Source organism: Arthrobacter sp. TmtSoilC48, from assembly GCF_059739425.1.
In genome coordinates, this window is sequence record NZ_AP046049.1 from 2,131,693 (window position 1) to 2,146,833 (window position 15,141).

The following is a 15,141-nucleotide window of genomic DNA, read 5'->3' on the forward strand; positions in this document are numbered from 1 at the left end:
TGGGTGATCCTTGCCTGCCCCCAAACAAAGTCCATATCCCGAAAGCGCTGAACAGCCAATACGTGAGACCACCTTCATTAGACCATGTGATCCAGCAATTTAGGCCGCTCCAGGCCGATATTTATCGCCGTCGGAACCCCGCAGTCCGCCGGGAACAACGGAGGGCCCGTTCGTGGAAGATTTCCACGAAAGGGCCCCCGGAAGTGGACTGTCTGCGTACTATTTTGCCGCTGGTGCCAGAATCGTCAGGGAATTCCAGCCTGTGCCGATCCGTGTTGGTGTTCCCCACGTACTGTTTGAACCCACAGGGTAGTACCGCAGCTCGCCTACGGTGGTCCGGGCGATGACACCGCTGGAGCCGGCTCCGGCAAATCCGCGGATGGCACCGAAACCAGTGATGACGTTCCAGCCTGTTCCGACCACCGCTGCAGCTTCCTGCACGAAATTGCCGGTGCCGTTGGAACGGTACAGTTTCAGATCGCCCGCTGCGTTTTTCGCCAGGAGATCGGCATTGGAGTCTTTGTCAAAGTCCATTTGAACTATGTCCAAGCCAGTCCAACCGACTCCGATGGCTATACCGGTGGACACCGTCTTTCCGGTGGGGTTGCTGAAGTAGTAAAGGCGACCCGTGGAGTCGTACCCTACGATTCCGGGATGTGCATCGGCCTTTTTCCATGTCCCAACGCTGAGCGTCCAGTCCTTCCAGTTACTGCCGAGGGCGATGGGAGCCCCAAAACCGCTGCCTGACCTGCCCGGGTAGACGTTTAGCTGGCCGTCTGCCCACTGCGCCACAATGTCCAGGGCGCCGTCTCCGTTCCAATCCGTGACGAACCCGGCCTTCAGGCCGGCCCACCCTGTTCCGATGAGGTCCTCCGGCAGAAGCGCAGTGGTACCAGTGCCGGGATAGCGGTAGAGGTTGGCATCGGTACGGACCGCGACCACATCCTCCTGGTCGATGCCCAGTGTTGTCTCAACATCCAGTGGAGCGTCGCTGATCCGGACCGCGTCATCCCAGCCCAGTCCGATGAGGCTCCGGTCGCCCCACGAACCCGCGACGGCCGGGTAATAGTAAAGGTCACCATTGGCGGTGCGGGCATGCAGTCCCTGGGAGCCGGCGCCGCTGAAGCCGATGGCTGAACTGACCGACGTCATGCCATTCCATCCGGAACCGATCACCTGGGCGGACTGGTTGAGGAAGCTGCCCAAGCCATTCGAACGATACAGGCGAAGGGTGCCGTCAGAAGTGCGCGTGACGACGTCCTGACTACCGTCGCCATCGAAGTCGATCTGGTTCAGCTGGTGGCCGCTGAAGCCTGTCCCAATTAAGGCGCCACCCCCAAGCGCTCCACCTCCTGTGTTGGGGTACCGGTAGAGATTGCCCAGATAGTCCTGTCCTATAACGCCCGGATAGGCATCTCTGGAGTTCCACCAGCCCACTGTCAGGGACATCTCCTGCCAGCCGGAACCGACTTGGATGGGAGCATAGAAGCTGCCGCCGGGAGCACCCCGGAAGACCTTCAATGTTCCGTCGGACCACTGGGAAAGGATGTCCTGGACGCCGTCCTGGTTCCAGTCGACGACGTACAGCGATTTTGCGCCGGTCCACCCCGAACCGATGGCAAATGGACCAGTTATCCGGCCACTTCCATCGGCCGGAAATACATCGAGCCTGCCGGTTGAGCTTGTAGCCAGGAGATCGGCACCGGACTTGATGGATGGGTTGGAGGGTGCTGAGGCGCCTCGGGCGAACGTCCTCAGCTGATCGTAGCTGCCGTTGAAGATGTTGGAATCACCTTCGAACGGCCCGGTGCTGCTGTACTGCCACATGGTGTAGTTGCCCCAGCTGGCGGGCAAGGATCCAGGAGAGTTCGTGGGGTTGTTCCAGTACGAAGCGATCCAGAGCGGGTAACTCCCGAACGTAGAGTTTCCTACACACGTATTCCACCAGTCAGTGGTGCTGTAAATGACGGGAAAGCGCCCCGTGAGGGCTTTGACTGTATTGCCGAAATCGGCAGCCCACTGCCCAAGCTGTGCTTTGGACATGTTGTAGCACGTGTTGCCGAAGTAGAAGCCATTGATGGTCCGTCCGGCGTAGGGGTTGTATTCGATGTCCAGGACAGGAGGAAGTGTGTAACCGTCCGCTGTCCATCCGCCGCCATTTGCCACGAAGTATCTCGCTTGGTCCGCACCCGAAGACCAGTTGGGGATGGCGAAATGATAGGCGCCGCGAACCATGCCGGCGTTGCGGGAGCCGTTGTATTGCTGTGCATAGTTTTCGTTCAGGTAATAGTTGCCCTCGGAGGCCTTTACGTAAGCCCAGCGGGATCCTTCGTTCCATTGGCTCTGCCAGTCGACGTTGCCCTGGTGCGCGCTGACGTCCTGTCCTTGGATGCCGATGGTTGGCCTCCAGTGACCTGGATCGGCGTCCATCGGCACCACCTGTCCCACTGTGCGTGCGCCGGCAGGCCCGGAATTTCCGCTGCCTTGCTTTGCCGCCATGACCCTGGGCGAGCGCTGACCCATTTCTGCCCCGCCAGCCGGAATTGCGGCGCGCATTGCAGCCTTCATGGTCTCGGCGTCCGGAGCGTTGCCAGGCATTGCTTTGGCGGTTGGCAGCGCAGCTGGATCGTCCACAGCGGGGCCCACGGCCGGCTGTGGAGCAACAGCAGGTGAAGGTTCGACGGCGGGGGGCGTCTGCGGCTGGTTGGTCACCGTCGGGGCGCTGTCCGTCGGGGCGCTGTTCGAGGGGCCCCCGGAACCGGATGGAACGAGCGACCCCGCTGCGGGCGGCGTCTGCGCAGCGATGGGCGCGGGAGCAGGGCGCGGGCCGGAGTCCTCCGCCCATGCAGGAATGCCGGGAAAAGTCCCCGCAAGGACGACCAGGCAAATGGCGATTCCAGTCCTTGCATACGGCATGCGGCGGACCGACTCTACGGGGGTTCTTGTCATATCCAATTCCGGCCCTGTGCCGCGGCTCAGCGGCGCATGGTGTGGCTTGCTGACAAGCTCCGGGGCGGGCGCCTGCGCATGGGACCAAAGGCCAGCTCCTAACGGGCTTTACCCTAACATTCCGAAACTGGAGTGACTAGTGGTACAGACGATACTGAAGGGACTCTTGTTCCAATAGTTATCCACAACCGCCTAAGCAGGACTTGGCGCCTGGGAGTGGCTCCCATAGCGTAGGTCATTCGAGATACGCCTCTCGGATACGGACGCGAAGGTTTTGGGGGAAATATGGAGGCCGTTGGGATTGTAGAGGGCGAGGTCCGCGAACTTATCAGACGCCGCGGCTTGGACCCCTTCGAACAAACCGCGGAAGTCCGACGCCTGGTTGAGGACGCGGTCAACGATTATGACGAAAGGGCTCTCCTTGGACCCCTTCCGCCATTGGGACATCTGGACACCGCCCGCAGGCACGTCTTTGACGCCGTAGCGGGATTTGGTCCGCTTCAGCCCTTCCTGGATGATCCTGGAATTGAGGAACTCTGGATCAACGCGCCGCACGAAATCTATGTCGCGCGTAATGGAGAGTCCGAGCTGACGGGAATCACCCTGACCGGGCAGCAAGTCCGGGACCTCGTCGAACGGATGCTCAAGAGTTCGGGGCGGCGGCTGGACCTGTCGTCGCCGTTCGTGGATGCGGCCCTGCCGGACGGGTCACGGTTGCATGTCGCCATTCCAGACGTGACCAGGAAGCACTGGGCTGTCAACATCAGAAAGTTCATCGCCAGGGCGAACCGGCTTGAACATCTCGTCGAGTTGGGAAGCCTCACACCCCAATCTGCCAGGTTCCTTGGTGCAGCGGTTGCAAGCGGACTCAACATCCTCGTCTCCGGTGCCACCCAGGCAGGGAAGACCACCATGTTGAACTGCCTTTCAGCAAGCATTGGCTCACGTGAGCGCGTTGTAACCGTTGAAGAGATTTTTGAATTGCAGCTCCCTCTGCGTGACGTCGTGGGTCTCCAATGCAGGCAACCGAACTTGGAAGGTCACGGAGAAATTCCACTGCGAAGGCTCGTTAAGGAAGCCCTGCGCATGAGGCCTGACCGCCTGGTGGTTGGCGAAGTCCGCGAAGCCGAAAGCCTGGACATGCTGATCGCGTTGAATTCCGGACTTCCCGGTATGTGCACGGTCCATGCAAATTCGGCCCATGACGCCGTCACCAAGATTTGCACGCTGCCTCTACTGGCAGGAGCGAACATTTCCAGCGCGTTCGTCCTTCCCACAGTTGCCTCGTGCATTGACCTGGTGGTGCATTGTGCCCGGCAGGCCAATGGGCGCAGGCAGGTCACCGAAATCCTGTCGTTGGGACGCCGTGTGGAAAACGGGGTCATCGAATCCTCGGTGGTGTTTCGCATGCTTGAAGGGCAGTTACAGCCCAAAGCCAACTCCATGCCGGCGGTCGAAAAGTTTGCCGTGGCTGGTTTCGATGTGGCCGCGCTGCTGGAGCTGAACTGATGGCCCCGCTATTGGGGATCCTTTGCGGCGGTGGAGCCTTACTTATCTGGTGGTCCACCTGGGAGCATCCGCCAGAGGCCCGGGCCAGGGAACCCCGTCCACGACGGCTGGAACTTCTCTTGCTCTCGGCAGGCATAGAAAAGGTCACTAGTGCCGGCCTCCTTCTCAGTTGCGCTGGATGCGGAGTCATCGCCATGCTCCTGTTCTTCGTTGTGACCGCGTCATTGCCCGTCTGCCTTTGTTTCGGAATCTTTGGCGCATGGATCCCTTTTGGACTCGTGCGTCGGCGGGCGCGGAAACGCCGTGCCACCCTGCGCCAGCTGTGGCCCGATGTTGTTGACCATCTCCGATCCGCCATTCGCGCCGGACTGGCTTTGCCGGAGGCCTTGATCCAGCTTGGACACAACGGGCCGGACGAACTGCGGAGCCTGTTCCTGGATTTTGGTGCCGACTATAGGTCGGGCGGGCAGTTCGATGCGGCGGTAAACAAACTCAAGGACCGCCTGGCAGATCCGGTGGCTGACCGGATCATCGAGGCACTTCGCATGACCCGGGAAGTGGGCGGCTCCGACCTCGGGCGCCTGTTGGGTACGTTGGCCGGATTTCTTCGGGAAAGCGCCCGGACGCGCAGCGAACTCGAGGCCAGGCAATCGTGGACGGTCAATGGTGCCAGGCTTGCTGTCGCAGCGCCCTGGATAGTCTTGGTGGTCATGGCCGGGAGACCTGAAGCCATGCTTGCCTACAACTCCGGAATCGGGGCTGTTGTGCTGCTCGGCGGTCTTCTTGTCTCGGTTCTGTGTTACACAGTCATGCTGCGCATTGGGGCATTACCCGAAGATGAGCGGGTCCTGCGATGAGCATCTCCACTGCCACCGCCACACTCCTCGGATTACTCCTGGGCGCAGGGACATGGTTGATCCTGGTGCGGCTTCCATTCATGCGTGGCCGGACATTCGCAGAGCGCATCCACCCGCAGCTTAAGTTGCAGAACCTGGAGTCGCGCCTTCTTCGGGCGCCTACGCATAATCTGACACCCTTTGGACCATTGGAACGCATTCTCCGCCCCGTTATCCAGGACGGAATTGGCTACTTGTCCCGCTTTAACAGTGGCGGCCCAGCTTTGCGAAAGAGACTCGCTCGAGCCGGGTCCGCGAAAAGCGTGTTGGATTTCCGGGCGGAGCAACTGGTGTGGGCTTCAGGTGGCTTCCTGCTTGCCGTGATCGGCGTAGGGCTGGGTGCTGCCTCCGGACGATTCAGCCCGCTTCCCTCATTGGTGTCGGTAATCGGGGCTGCCTTTTGTGGATACGTTCTCCGCGATTTCGTGCTCGGCCAAAAGATCAAGCGCCGCGAATCGGTGATCCTCGCGGAATTTCCCAGCCTTGCCGAACTCATGGCACTGGCAGTCGCCGCCGGAGAGAGCGCAGTGGGTGCGATGGACAGGATCTCCCGTACCTCCACTGGCGAGCTCGCCAAGGAATTCAGTGGGGTTCTGGCCGATACGAGATCAGGAAAGTCACTGGTACATGCACTCGAGGCGTTCTCTTCCCGAACAGAACTGCCGCCCCTCGTCCGATTCGTTGACGGATTGGTTGTGGCCGTGGAGCGGGGGACTCCGTTGGCCGATGTACTTCGGGCACAAGCTGCCGATGTCCGCGACGCTGCGAAGCGGGAATTGATGGAATCAGCCGGTCGAAAAGAAATCGGCATGATGGTGCCCCTGGTATTCGGAGTCCTTCCACTAACGGTCATTTTCGCAGCGTTTCCAGCACTTGCCGCCTTGCAGTTGAGCCTTTGACGGGACAACGCGGCGCCTTGACCAGCTAGTTCCATCCACTTATCGCTCATTGCCAGCAATACCAACAAACATTGAGGAAAAATCATGAAGAAGTATGGACGATCGTTTTCTGCCGGTAACACGACGAGTTGGCCCTTTTTCTCGTGGACCGTCGCTGTGATGGCGCGTAATGCGGCGTCAGGGCTGGAACACCGTGAGCGCGGGGACGTTCCCGGGTGGGTGATGATCACATTAATGTCCGCAATATTGGTCGCGGGGCTCCTGGCGATTGCATCGCCAGCATTGGCGGACCTCTTCACGCAGGCCATGGCCAAGGTGGGCAGCTAGGAGATGGGGCAGGCGTGTTCCCACAGGCACCTTCACATGCTCTGCCTGCCCTGCACATTTCGACGTGCCTGTGCACCTAAAAGTGCGGAACGAGGTTCCGCAGTTATCGATTTCGTGATGATTGCTGCCCTGTTGACGTTGCTGTTCATGGCGATCATTCAACTCACGCTCGTCCTTCACGTCCGAAACACGATTATTGATGCCGCCGCGTCCGGAGCGCGATATGCAACCCTTGCGGATCGAACGGCAACGGACGCCCAGGCGAGGACGTCCGAACTGATCGAGACGGCGCTTAATGGAGATTTCGCGGCTGATGTGACCACCGCTGAAAGGAATCTGGATGGAATCCGGGCATTGGAAGTGACCGTGAGGGCGCCTATGCCACTAGTGGGGCTTATCGGACCGCGTGGAGTCATGGAGGTTACTGGACATGCTGCCCTTTCAAACTGATGTCCCGGCTGCGGCTCCGTTTACTGCTTCTCAAGGGAATCGTTGCAGGCACCGGCTGAACAAGGCTTGGCAGTTGGCGTCCGGACCATATCAAGACATATCTACAGCGGGTACCGACGTCGAAAGGCAACGTGGCAGTGCCATCGTGGAGTTTACGTTCCTTGCACTGCTGCTCATGGTCCCGGTTGTCTATTTCCTGGTAACCGTGGGCCAGATCCAAGGCGGATCCTTCGCAGTGGTGGGTGCGGCGGATCAGGCGGCCAAGGTCTTTGTTTCCCAAACTGAACCCGCCCTCGCGAGGGCCAGCGCAGAACAGAGCGTCCTCGTGGCGTTGAAGGACTACGGCTACCCGGCGCAAGCCGCCAGAATGGAGATCACGTGCGACCAGGCAGACTGCCTTTCGGCAGGTGCGGCAGTGACAGTTTGGGTTCGACTGACTGTCCCTTTGCCCATGGTTCCGTTTGGCGACTCGCTCCATCTGGACGCTGCCGTGCTCAATGCCTCTGCCACGCAAGTCGTGGGCCGCTTTAAGTGAATCGTCAACGCGAAGAGCGGCCATAAAGATGGCGATGGGGCGGATATCGTGCAAAGAGGAAGAGGGCCAGATGACCGTGCTGATCGTGGGGTTCGTACTTCTGGCACTCCTGTTGGCCGCTGTGGTGATGGCTACTTCGGCGATTTACCTGGAGCACAAAAAACTTCTGTCCTTGGCTGATGGCGCAGCACTTGCTGCTGCAGACTCCTACGTGGTGGGTGACATCGAAGGAAGCATCGCGCCCTCGGCCCCGCTCGTGGACGAGCGGGTGCTGGGCGCGGTTAGTAAGTACCTGGGAGACAGCGAAGCCTTCTCCTTGCACGATCACTTGGAAGTTTCTCCTGAAACCGGCAGTTCACCCGGTGGTACAGCGGTGGTGGTCTTAAAAGCCATCGCCCATCCGCCCTTGGTCACCTTCCTGCTGCCTGAGGGAATCCCCGTTGAAGCAAGATCAAGTGCCAGATCCCGGCTGACCCAATAGCGACATGACGCAATCATAGGGACGTAATGACGGGACCCAGTCGGGGGAGTGCGGCTGATAGCGTACGCTGGAAAGACCATGGCTGAGATTGATTTTCCCGCAGAAATCCGCGCGCTTCGCGCCACTTACAGTTCCATCGAGAACGTCACCGATGTTGATGCCTTGAAGGCAGAAATCGCCGAATTGAGTGAGCAGGCTGGCGCGCCGGACCTTTGGGATGACCCCGCATCGGCGCAGGTTGTGACGTCGCGCTTGTCCCACCGGCAAGCCGAAGTGGAGCGCCTGTCCAAACTGGCCTCCCGGATAGACGACCTCGAAGTACTGGTGGAGCTCGGCCAGGACGAGGGCGACGAAGCCTCAATGGCCGAGGCCGCCAAAGAGCTTGATTCGATTCGCAAAGCCCTCGCCGAGCTCGAAATCGTCACGCTGTTGTCCGGCGAGTACGACGAACGGGAAGCCGTAGTGACCATCAGGGCAGGAGCAGGTGGCGTTGACGCTGCCGACTTCGCCGAGATGCTGATGCGTATGTACCTGCGGTGGGCGGAGCGTCACGGTTACCCCACTACCGTGATGGACACGTCCTATGCTGAAGAAGCAGGCCTGAAGTCCGCCACGTTCGAAGTCAAGGCACCGTACGCATTCGGCACCCTGAGTGTCGAGGCGGGCACACACAGACTGGTCCGTATCAGCCCCTTTGACAACCAGGGCCGCCGGCAGACTTCGTTCGCCGCAGTCGAGGTCATCCCGTTGATTGAACAGACCGATTCGATCGAGATTCCCGACAACGAGATCCGCGTAGACGTCTTCAGGTCTTCAGGGCCAGGAGGCCAGTCCGTCAATACGACCGACTCCGCCGTTCGCCTGACGCACATTCCCACGGGCATCGTGGTGTCAATGCAAAATGAGAAGTCGCAGCTTCAAAACCGGGCAGCTGCCTTGCGTGTGCTCCAGTCGCGGTTGCTGCTTGTTAAGAAGGAACAGCAGGACGCCGAAAAGAAAGCCTTGGCCGGCGATGTCAAGGCGTCCTGGGGAGACCAGATGCGTTCCTATGTTCTCAATCCGTACCAGATGGTCAAGGATCTGCGCACGGAACACGAAGTAGGCAACACTTCGGCTGTCCTGGACGGCGACATCGATGACTTCATCGACGCCGGTATCCGTTGGCGCACCGGCAACCGTAACGCTGCCAGCTAGGGCCTCAGTCCGCGTACCGGGGACGTCCGATTCCACGACACGCCCCCGAAACCCCCGGAATCCCGGCTGCAGCGTGCGTATAGTCGAGTGGCCGGTGCTCTCACTTCCCCCATCGAAAGCCCGCGCTCCGGCTGTTGGACTGGGCGAGTACGTCATGTCCGGCGGGGTTCTAAAGGGCCATGATCAGATTTGAGAATGTCACCAAGGTCTACGAGCAGAATGCCCGACCGGCGCTCGATTCTGTCAGCCTTGAGATCAACCGTGGTGAATTCACCTTCCTGGTGGGCGCCTCAGGGTCAGGAAAATCCACCTTCCTGAGATTGATCCTCAAGGAAGACAAAGCATCCTCAGGTTCGGTTTACGTTGCCGGCCAGAACGTGGCCAATATTTCGAGCTGGCGGGTGCCCAAGCTTCGCCGGGGCATCGGTGTGGTCTTCCAGGATTTCCGTCTTCTCCCGCAGAAGAATGTCTTCGCGAACGTTGCGTTTGCCATGCAGGTCATCGGCAAAAGCCGCTCCATCATCCGGGAGACGGTTCCTGAGGTATTGAAGACCGTTGGTCTTGAGGGCAAGGAAAAGCGGATGCCCCACGAACTTTCAGGTGGCGAGCAGCAGCGCGTTGCGATTGCCCGCGCCGTCGTCAACCGCCCGGGCATTCTCCTTGCTGACGAACCCACGGGAAACCTTGACCCCATTACGTCCATGGGAATCATGGGAGTCCTGGACAAAATCAACCAGAACGGCACCACTGTGGTCATGGCTACCCACGACGACGACATCGTTAACGAAATGCGCCGCCGCGTGGTGGAACTCAAGAATGGCAAGGTCATCCGCGACGAAGCGAAGGCACTGTACACGTCCATGATTCCGGTTGTCGGTGAATCGCGGCGGCTGAAGGACGCCAGTGGCGAGGAACTCAACCGCGCGCAGGGGGCACAGCTGTGAGGCTCCTTTTCATCCTCGGGGAAATCGGCAGCGGCCTGCGCCGCAACCTGTCCATGGTGATCTCGGTCGTCTTGGTGACCTTTGTTTCCCTGACATTTGTTGGCGCAGCGGGAATGCTCCAGATGCAGATCAACCAGATGAAGGGCTACTGGTACGACAAAGTCCAGGTTGCTGTCTTCCTCTGCAACGATGGCTCGACGGCGGTTGGTTGCGCCTCTGGGCCTGCCACCAAGGAACAGCAGGACAATCTGCAGGCAATGTTGGAGTCTCCGGCAGTCAAGCAGTACATCAACGACTTCCAATTCGAATCCCAAGCCGAGGCCTACAAACACTTCAAGGAGCAGTTCTCCAATTCGCCCATCGTTGATTCCGTATCTGAGGACCAGTTGCCGGCCTCGTTCCGTATCAACATGAAGAACCCCGAGAAGTACCAGATCATCAGCGAAACATTTTCCTCGCAACCCGGCGTTGAGACGGTCAGTGACCAGCGCCAGGTACTGGAACGGATTTTCTCCTGGATGAACGGCGCTTCTGTGGCCGCCATGGGTGTGGCCGCAGTGATGATCTTCTGCGCTGTGCTTCTGATAACCACTACGATCCGCCTCTCGGCGTTCAGCCGGCGCAGGGAAACGGGGATCATGCGCTTGGTGGGCGCCTCGAAGACAGTCATCCAGTTGCCGTTCATCCTGGAGGGCGTGATCGCCGCTGTTGTGGGCGCCTTGCTGGCTTCCGTGACGCTGTGGCTGATGGCACACTTCTGGCTCAACGGTGATCTGTCCAGGCAATTCCTTAACACTCCCTTCATCTCATCGACGCAGGTCCTGGTGATCGCACCGGTGCTGATTGCGCTCGGCGGCGGCCTGGCCGGGATATCCTCCTTGTTGACCCTCCGGCGTTACTTGAAGGTTTAGTGATGAAGGACGGGCGGCTGCGAATAACTCTGCTGACAAGCGAAAAGGACTCATGATGACCACGTTGGACCAGAACTCGCTGCGTCGGCGCCTTGCGTCCGGCCAAGCCAGGATTCTTGGTGGCGTCCTCGCCCTGGGCCTCGCGGTCAGCCTCCTGTCCGGTGTACCTACGGCCCATGGGGACAGCCTGGACGACCAGCAAGCTGCGCTCGAGGCCGAATCGGCGCGCGTCCAGGCGTCCCTGGAGTTTGTGGACTCGAAGATCGCCAAGGCCGCGGGCGATCTGGTCATCTACCAAGGTCGACTCCCGGGCGCCCAGCAGGCACTTCTCGAAGCGCAGGGCCGCGTGGCCAGTGCCGTCAAGGAAGTCGAGGCATTGGCGGCCCGGGTGGAGCTCGCCCAGCAGAACAAGGCCAAAATCACTGAGCAGCTTGAGAGCGACAAGCAGAAGATCACCGATACCAGGAAACTGATCGGCCAAATCGCCTCACAGGCTTATAAATCCGGCGGCGTGCCCACCAACATCGCCCTGCTCTTCGGATCCAACGAGTCCGGCAGCCTGACAGACTCCATGGACCTCGCTGATCAGGCAATGCGCAGCCAGAACGCAGCAATGACCAAGCTGACGCAACAGAATGCCAGCAACGTAAACTCCCAGGCCCGGCTGGCCGCCGTCGAGGCTGAGATCCAGGACCTGAAGGCCAAAGCCGACGCCGCGCTTGAGCGGGAGAAGGCTGCGCGCGACGAGGCTGCCAGCAAGAAAGCCGAAGTCGACAAGCTTATCGAGGACACCACCCGCCTGAATGGGCAACTACAGGCCGCCAAGCCTGGCATTGAAGCCGATCTTGCCCGGGTGAAGGCCGAACAGGACTCTGTTGCAGCCGAAATCGTCGAGAGGGACCGCAAGCTTCGGGAGGCGTGGGAGGCCGAGCAGCGTCGGCTTGCCGCGGAGGCTGCTGCTGCTGCGGCCGCCGCAGCAGCAGCGCAAGGAAGGCCTGCACCCCCCGAGCAACCGTATGTTCCGCCGGTGGGTTCGCCTTCCGCCTTTGGTTTGCGGCACCCCTTCGCCAGCTACGTACCCATCACCTCAGGATTCGGCTGGCGGGCAACTCCGCCCGGAACCATCGATTTCTACGGCACGGGTGGTTACATGCACACCGGCATCGACTTCGGCGCAGCCTGCGGCACTCCTGTTTATGCTGCAGCTGCCGGTACTGTCTTCAACTCTGGTTGGAACTCGGCGGACGGCGGTGGATGGCGCGTGAAGCTGTCCCACGGTGTGGTGCAGGGCAACTCCCTGACGACCATTTATTACCACAACAGCAGCATTGTGGTGGCCAATGGGCAGCAAGTATCGCAGGGACAACTCATTGCGTACTCGGGCAGCACAGGTAACTCGACGGGGTGCCACGCACACTTCGAAACCTGGTTGAACGGCGCCGCAGTGGATCCGATGACCCTCCTCTAGGAGCCGGTCCATGCATCAGGAGCCAGGGCCTGCGGGCTCTGGCGTACACTAGTTGAAATCCGCATCTAACAAGGAGTTCTACCGTGCCCAAGGAAAGTGGCCGTAAGGTAGTGGCCACCAATCGGAAGGCCCGGCATAACTACCATGTCCTGGATACCTATGAGGCCGGCATTGCGCTGATGGGTACCGAAGTGAAATCCCTCCGTGAAGGCCACGCCTCCATGGTGGACGGCTTTTGTACCTTCTACAATGACGAACTGTGGATGGAGGGCATCCACATCCCCGAGTATCACCAGGGGAGTTGGACCAACCATGCCGCGCGCCGCCGTCGTAAGCTTTTGCTTCACCGTGAAGAACTGGACAAGATCTCCCAGAAGATCCGCGAATCCGGCTTCACCGTGGTGCCGTTGCAGCTTTACTTCCTGGACGGCCGGGCAAAGGTTGAAATAGCCATAGCCCGAGGTAAAAAGGACTACGACAAGCGCCAAACGCTTCGTGAGCAGCAGGATAAGCGTGAATCGTTGCGCGAACTGCGGGAGCGCAACCGCCGCTAGGTTCGGATGTCGGTGCTCCGCCCTGGGATGGAATCGCGGGAATGATCTTCCGCGTGAATGCGTTATGATGGATAGTCCGGTAGGGATTTGATCGCCTGATGAATGACTTGCCGGTTTGGTAACAAAATACGGGGATGATCGGTTTCGACGATGTTAGTCGCGACAGGTGAAGCGGGCCGAGGATGCAGAATTATCTCGTAAACGCTGTCTGCAAACCAATAAGTGCCGAATCTAAGCGCACTGACTTCGCTCTCGCTGCCTAAGCAGTAAGACAGTCCGTCAGCCCGGGGTTGCTATCGCCCCGGTTCCTGGCGTCATTTAGATAGCCACTGCTGTTTGCCTTCGTCATTGAGGTAAACGGGACTTTTAGATGACTGGGCCCGGATCAGCCACCTGTTTGCAGGATGGCTGGGGCCGAGAAAATCCGACGCAAACTGCGCCCGGAGAAGCCCTGACAAAACGACATCGGACGGGGGTTCAATTCCCCCCATCTCCACCGGAAAGCCCTCGGATCCTAGTGATCCGGGGGCTTTTTCTCTGTCCGGACAAGATGCCCTGGCCGTTCACCCACGGCGTAGGGGAACGAGGACTAGCCGGCCTGTCCTGGCCGTTGTACAGGGTAGGCACCGCGGTAGCAGGAGGCATGTGATGAGTACTGAGCCAGAGTTTGAAATTCCGGATGACGGCCGGGATTCAGAAGCGCCTACCGAGCAGGATGACGACGCGGCCCTGGACGCGTACTCGCAGATCGTCATCCAGGTTGCGGAGTCTGTCACGCCTCATGTCGCCGCTATCGAGATGACGAGTGCGCGCCGGAACGGGCAGCTGCGTGTGGGCAGCGGATCGGCCGTGGTCTTTACCGGTGACGGGTACATGCTCACCAACGCCCATGTCGTGGCCGGCATCCAGTCCGGAAGAGCGGTGTTTGCGAATGGCAAGCAGACCGATGTGGAGCTCGTGGGGGCGGATCCGTTGTCTGACCTGGCGGTAGTACGTGGTCTCAAACCCACTCCGCCACCTGCCATTTTGGGTAACGCCGATTCGTTGAGGGTTGGCCAGCTGGTGATCGCGGTGGGCAATCCGCTGGGTCTTGCCGGATCAGTGACTGCCGGCGTGGTCAGCGGGCTGGGACGATCCATCCCCGTCCGTGCAGGTGAGCACCGGCGGGTGATCGAGGATGTCATCCAGACTGACGCGGCCCTTAACCCGGGCAACTCGGGCGGCGCCCTGGCCGACACCCGGGGCCGCATCGTGGGCATCAACACGGCCATTGCTGGACTGGGCCTTGGACTCGCCGTACCTATTAATAGGACGACCCAACGGATTATCGCCTCCCTGCTCAAGGATGGGAGGGTGCGCCGGGCCTACCTGGGTTTGGTGAGTACGCCTATCCCGCTTGATGCCAGTGCGGTGGTGCGGACTGGCCAAAAGGAGGGCCTGCGTGTGGTGGAGGTCATCGCGGCCTCGCCTGCGGAGTTAGCGGGGCTCCAGCCAGGGGACCTGGTGCTTCGGGCCCAGGGCAGGGCTGTCTCCAGTGCAGAGAGCCTGCAGAAGTTGCTGTTTGCCGAGGCCATAGGCGAACCGTTCCCCTTAACCGTGCTGCGGGACGGCAAAACGGTACAGCTGATAGCCGTTCCCTCGGAGATGAGCCAGCAATGACGAGCCAGCAACAATGAGGCGATGCTAGGCCTGGTCCTCGCGGACGTCCACCACGCCAACAAAGCGGCTGCCGACGCCTTCATATTCGCTGCGCACGTCACCCAGGAACAGTTCCGGCAGTTCACTGTTCTTATGGTGCCCGCAAAAGACGAACGAGAAATCGGGCCACCACTTCTTGGGCCGCACCGCTTCTGAATACCCACACACTGCGCAGGTCAGGTGGACCCAAACAGGCCGTTTGCCCGTGCGGTTGGCACGTGACTGGATCAGCCAGGCCGGAGGATTGTCCTGGAGACTCCGTAGTTCCGCTTCTGAGAGCCGTGAAGGGATGCCGTGGCGCTGGGCCATTTCCATGGAGATATCTA

At 60.1% G+C, this 15,141-nt stretch carries 15 protein-coding genes and 1 other RNA gene; 14 read left to right on the forward strand and 2 right to left on the reverse strand.

The window, feature by feature from the left end:
* Positions 1-219 precede the first annotated feature (219 nt).
* Entirely contained in the window at positions 220-2,949 is a 2,730-nt protein-coding gene (locus AC6I97_RS10040; protein WP_497944808.1) for a GH25 family lysozyme, read from the reverse strand.
* A gap of 285 nt (positions 2,950-3,234) precedes the next feature.
* Between AC6I97_RS10040 and AC6I97_RS10045 the strand changes: the two genes are divergently transcribed.
* From AC6I97_RS10045 to AC6I97_RS10110, 14 genes are all read left to right on the forward strand, one after another.
* Complete coding sequence (locus AC6I97_RS10045; protein ID WP_497944809.1) at positions 3,235-4,458, forward strand: TadA family conjugal transfer-associated ATPase; 1,224 nt, start codon at positions 3,235-3,237, stop codon at positions 4,456-4,458.
* Positions 4,458-5,315 carry a type II secretion system F family protein gene (locus AC6I97_RS10050; protein ID WP_497944810.1) on the forward strand — a complete coding sequence of 286 codons (858 nt, stop codon included), beginning with the start codon at positions 4,458-4,460 and terminating at the stop codon, positions 5,313-5,315. The genes AC6I97_RS10045 and AC6I97_RS10050 overlap by 1 nt, the downstream gene beginning before the upstream one ends.
* Positions 5,312-6,253 carry a type II secretion system F family protein gene (locus AC6I97_RS10055; RefSeq protein ID WP_497944811.1) on the forward strand — a complete coding sequence of 314 codons (942 nt, stop codon included), beginning with the start codon at positions 5,312-5,314 and terminating at the stop codon, positions 6,251-6,253. Before AC6I97_RS10050 ends, AC6I97_RS10055 begins: the two co-directional genes overlap by 4 nt.
* Positions 6,254-6,337: 84 nt before the next feature.
* Positions 6,338-6,580, forward strand: a complete 243-nt coding sequence (locus AC6I97_RS10060) for a hypothetical protein (protein WP_497947278.1) — start codon at positions 6,338-6,340, stop codon at positions 6,578-6,580.
* 36 nt (positions 6,581-6,616) lie between these two features.
* On the forward strand, positions 6,617-7,030 hold the full coding sequence (locus AC6I97_RS10065; protein ID WP_497944812.1) for a TadE family protein: 414 nt from the start codon (positions 6,617-6,619) through the stop codon (positions 7,028-7,030).
* Between the two features lie 73 nt (positions 7,031-7,103).
* Complete coding sequence (locus AC6I97_RS10070) at positions 7,104-7,565, forward strand: hypothetical protein (RefSeq protein ID WP_497944813.1); 462 nt, start codon at positions 7,104-7,106, stop codon at positions 7,563-7,565.
* A 70-nt stretch (positions 7,566-7,635) separates the two neighbouring features.
* Complete coding sequence (locus AC6I97_RS10075; RefSeq protein WP_497944814.1) at positions 7,636-8,046, forward strand: pilus assembly protein TadG-related protein; 411 nt, start codon at positions 7,636-7,638, stop codon at positions 8,044-8,046.
* 78 nt (positions 8,047-8,124) lie between these two features.
* Positions 8,125-9,240: a peptide chain release factor 2 gene (prfB, locus tag AC6I97_RS10080; protein ID WP_224088033.1), complete on the forward strand. Its 1,116-nt coding sequence runs from the start codon at positions 8,125-8,127 to the stop codon at positions 9,238-9,240.
* A 179-nt stretch (positions 9,241-9,419) separates the two neighbouring features.
* Entirely contained in the window at positions 9,420-10,184 is a 765-nt protein-coding gene (ftsE, locus tag AC6I97_RS10085) for a cell division ATP-binding protein FtsE (RefSeq protein WP_216924001.1), read from the forward strand.
* Positions 10,181-11,095: a permease-like cell division protein FtsX gene (ftsX, locus tag AC6I97_RS10090; protein ID WP_224164730.1), complete on the forward strand. Its 915-nt coding sequence runs from the start codon at positions 10,181-10,183 to the stop codon at positions 11,093-11,095. The genes ftsE and ftsX overlap by 4 nt, the downstream gene beginning before the upstream one ends.
* Before the next feature lie 55 nt (positions 11,096-11,150).
* Positions 11,151-12,563, forward strand: coding sequence for a peptidoglycan DD-metalloendopeptidase family protein (locus AC6I97_RS10095; RefSeq protein WP_497947024.1), 1,413 nt, complete (start codon positions 11,151-11,153; stop codon positions 12,561-12,563).
* An 83-nt stretch (positions 12,564-12,646) separates the two neighbouring features.
* The gene (gene smpB / locus AC6I97_RS10100) at positions 12,647-13,117 is read left to right on the forward strand and encodes an SsrA-binding protein SmpB (RefSeq protein ID WP_026540087.1); all 471 of its coding nucleotides are present in this window, start codon (positions 12,647-12,649) and stop codon (positions 13,115-13,117) included.
* Positions 13,118-13,247: 130 nt separating this feature from the next.
* Positions 13,248-13,616, forward strand: a transfer-messenger RNA (tmRNA) gene (gene ssrA / locus AC6I97_RS10105).
* A gap of 146 nt (positions 13,617-13,762) precedes the next feature.
* Positions 13,763-14,776 carry a S1C family serine protease gene (locus tag AC6I97_RS10110; protein WP_497944815.1) on the forward strand — a complete coding sequence of 338 codons (1,014 nt, stop codon included), beginning with the start codon at positions 13,763-13,765 and terminating at the stop codon, positions 14,774-14,776.
* A gap of 24 nt (positions 14,777-14,800) precedes the next feature.
* On the opposite strand, the gene AC6I97_RS10115 is transcribed toward AC6I97_RS10110, so the two are convergent.
* Complete coding sequence (locus AC6I97_RS10115; protein ID WP_309929137.1) at positions 14,801-15,130, reverse strand: hypothetical protein; 330 nt, start codon at positions 15,128-15,130, stop codon at positions 14,801-14,803.
* Between the last annotated feature and the right edge of the window lie 11 nt (positions 15,131-15,141).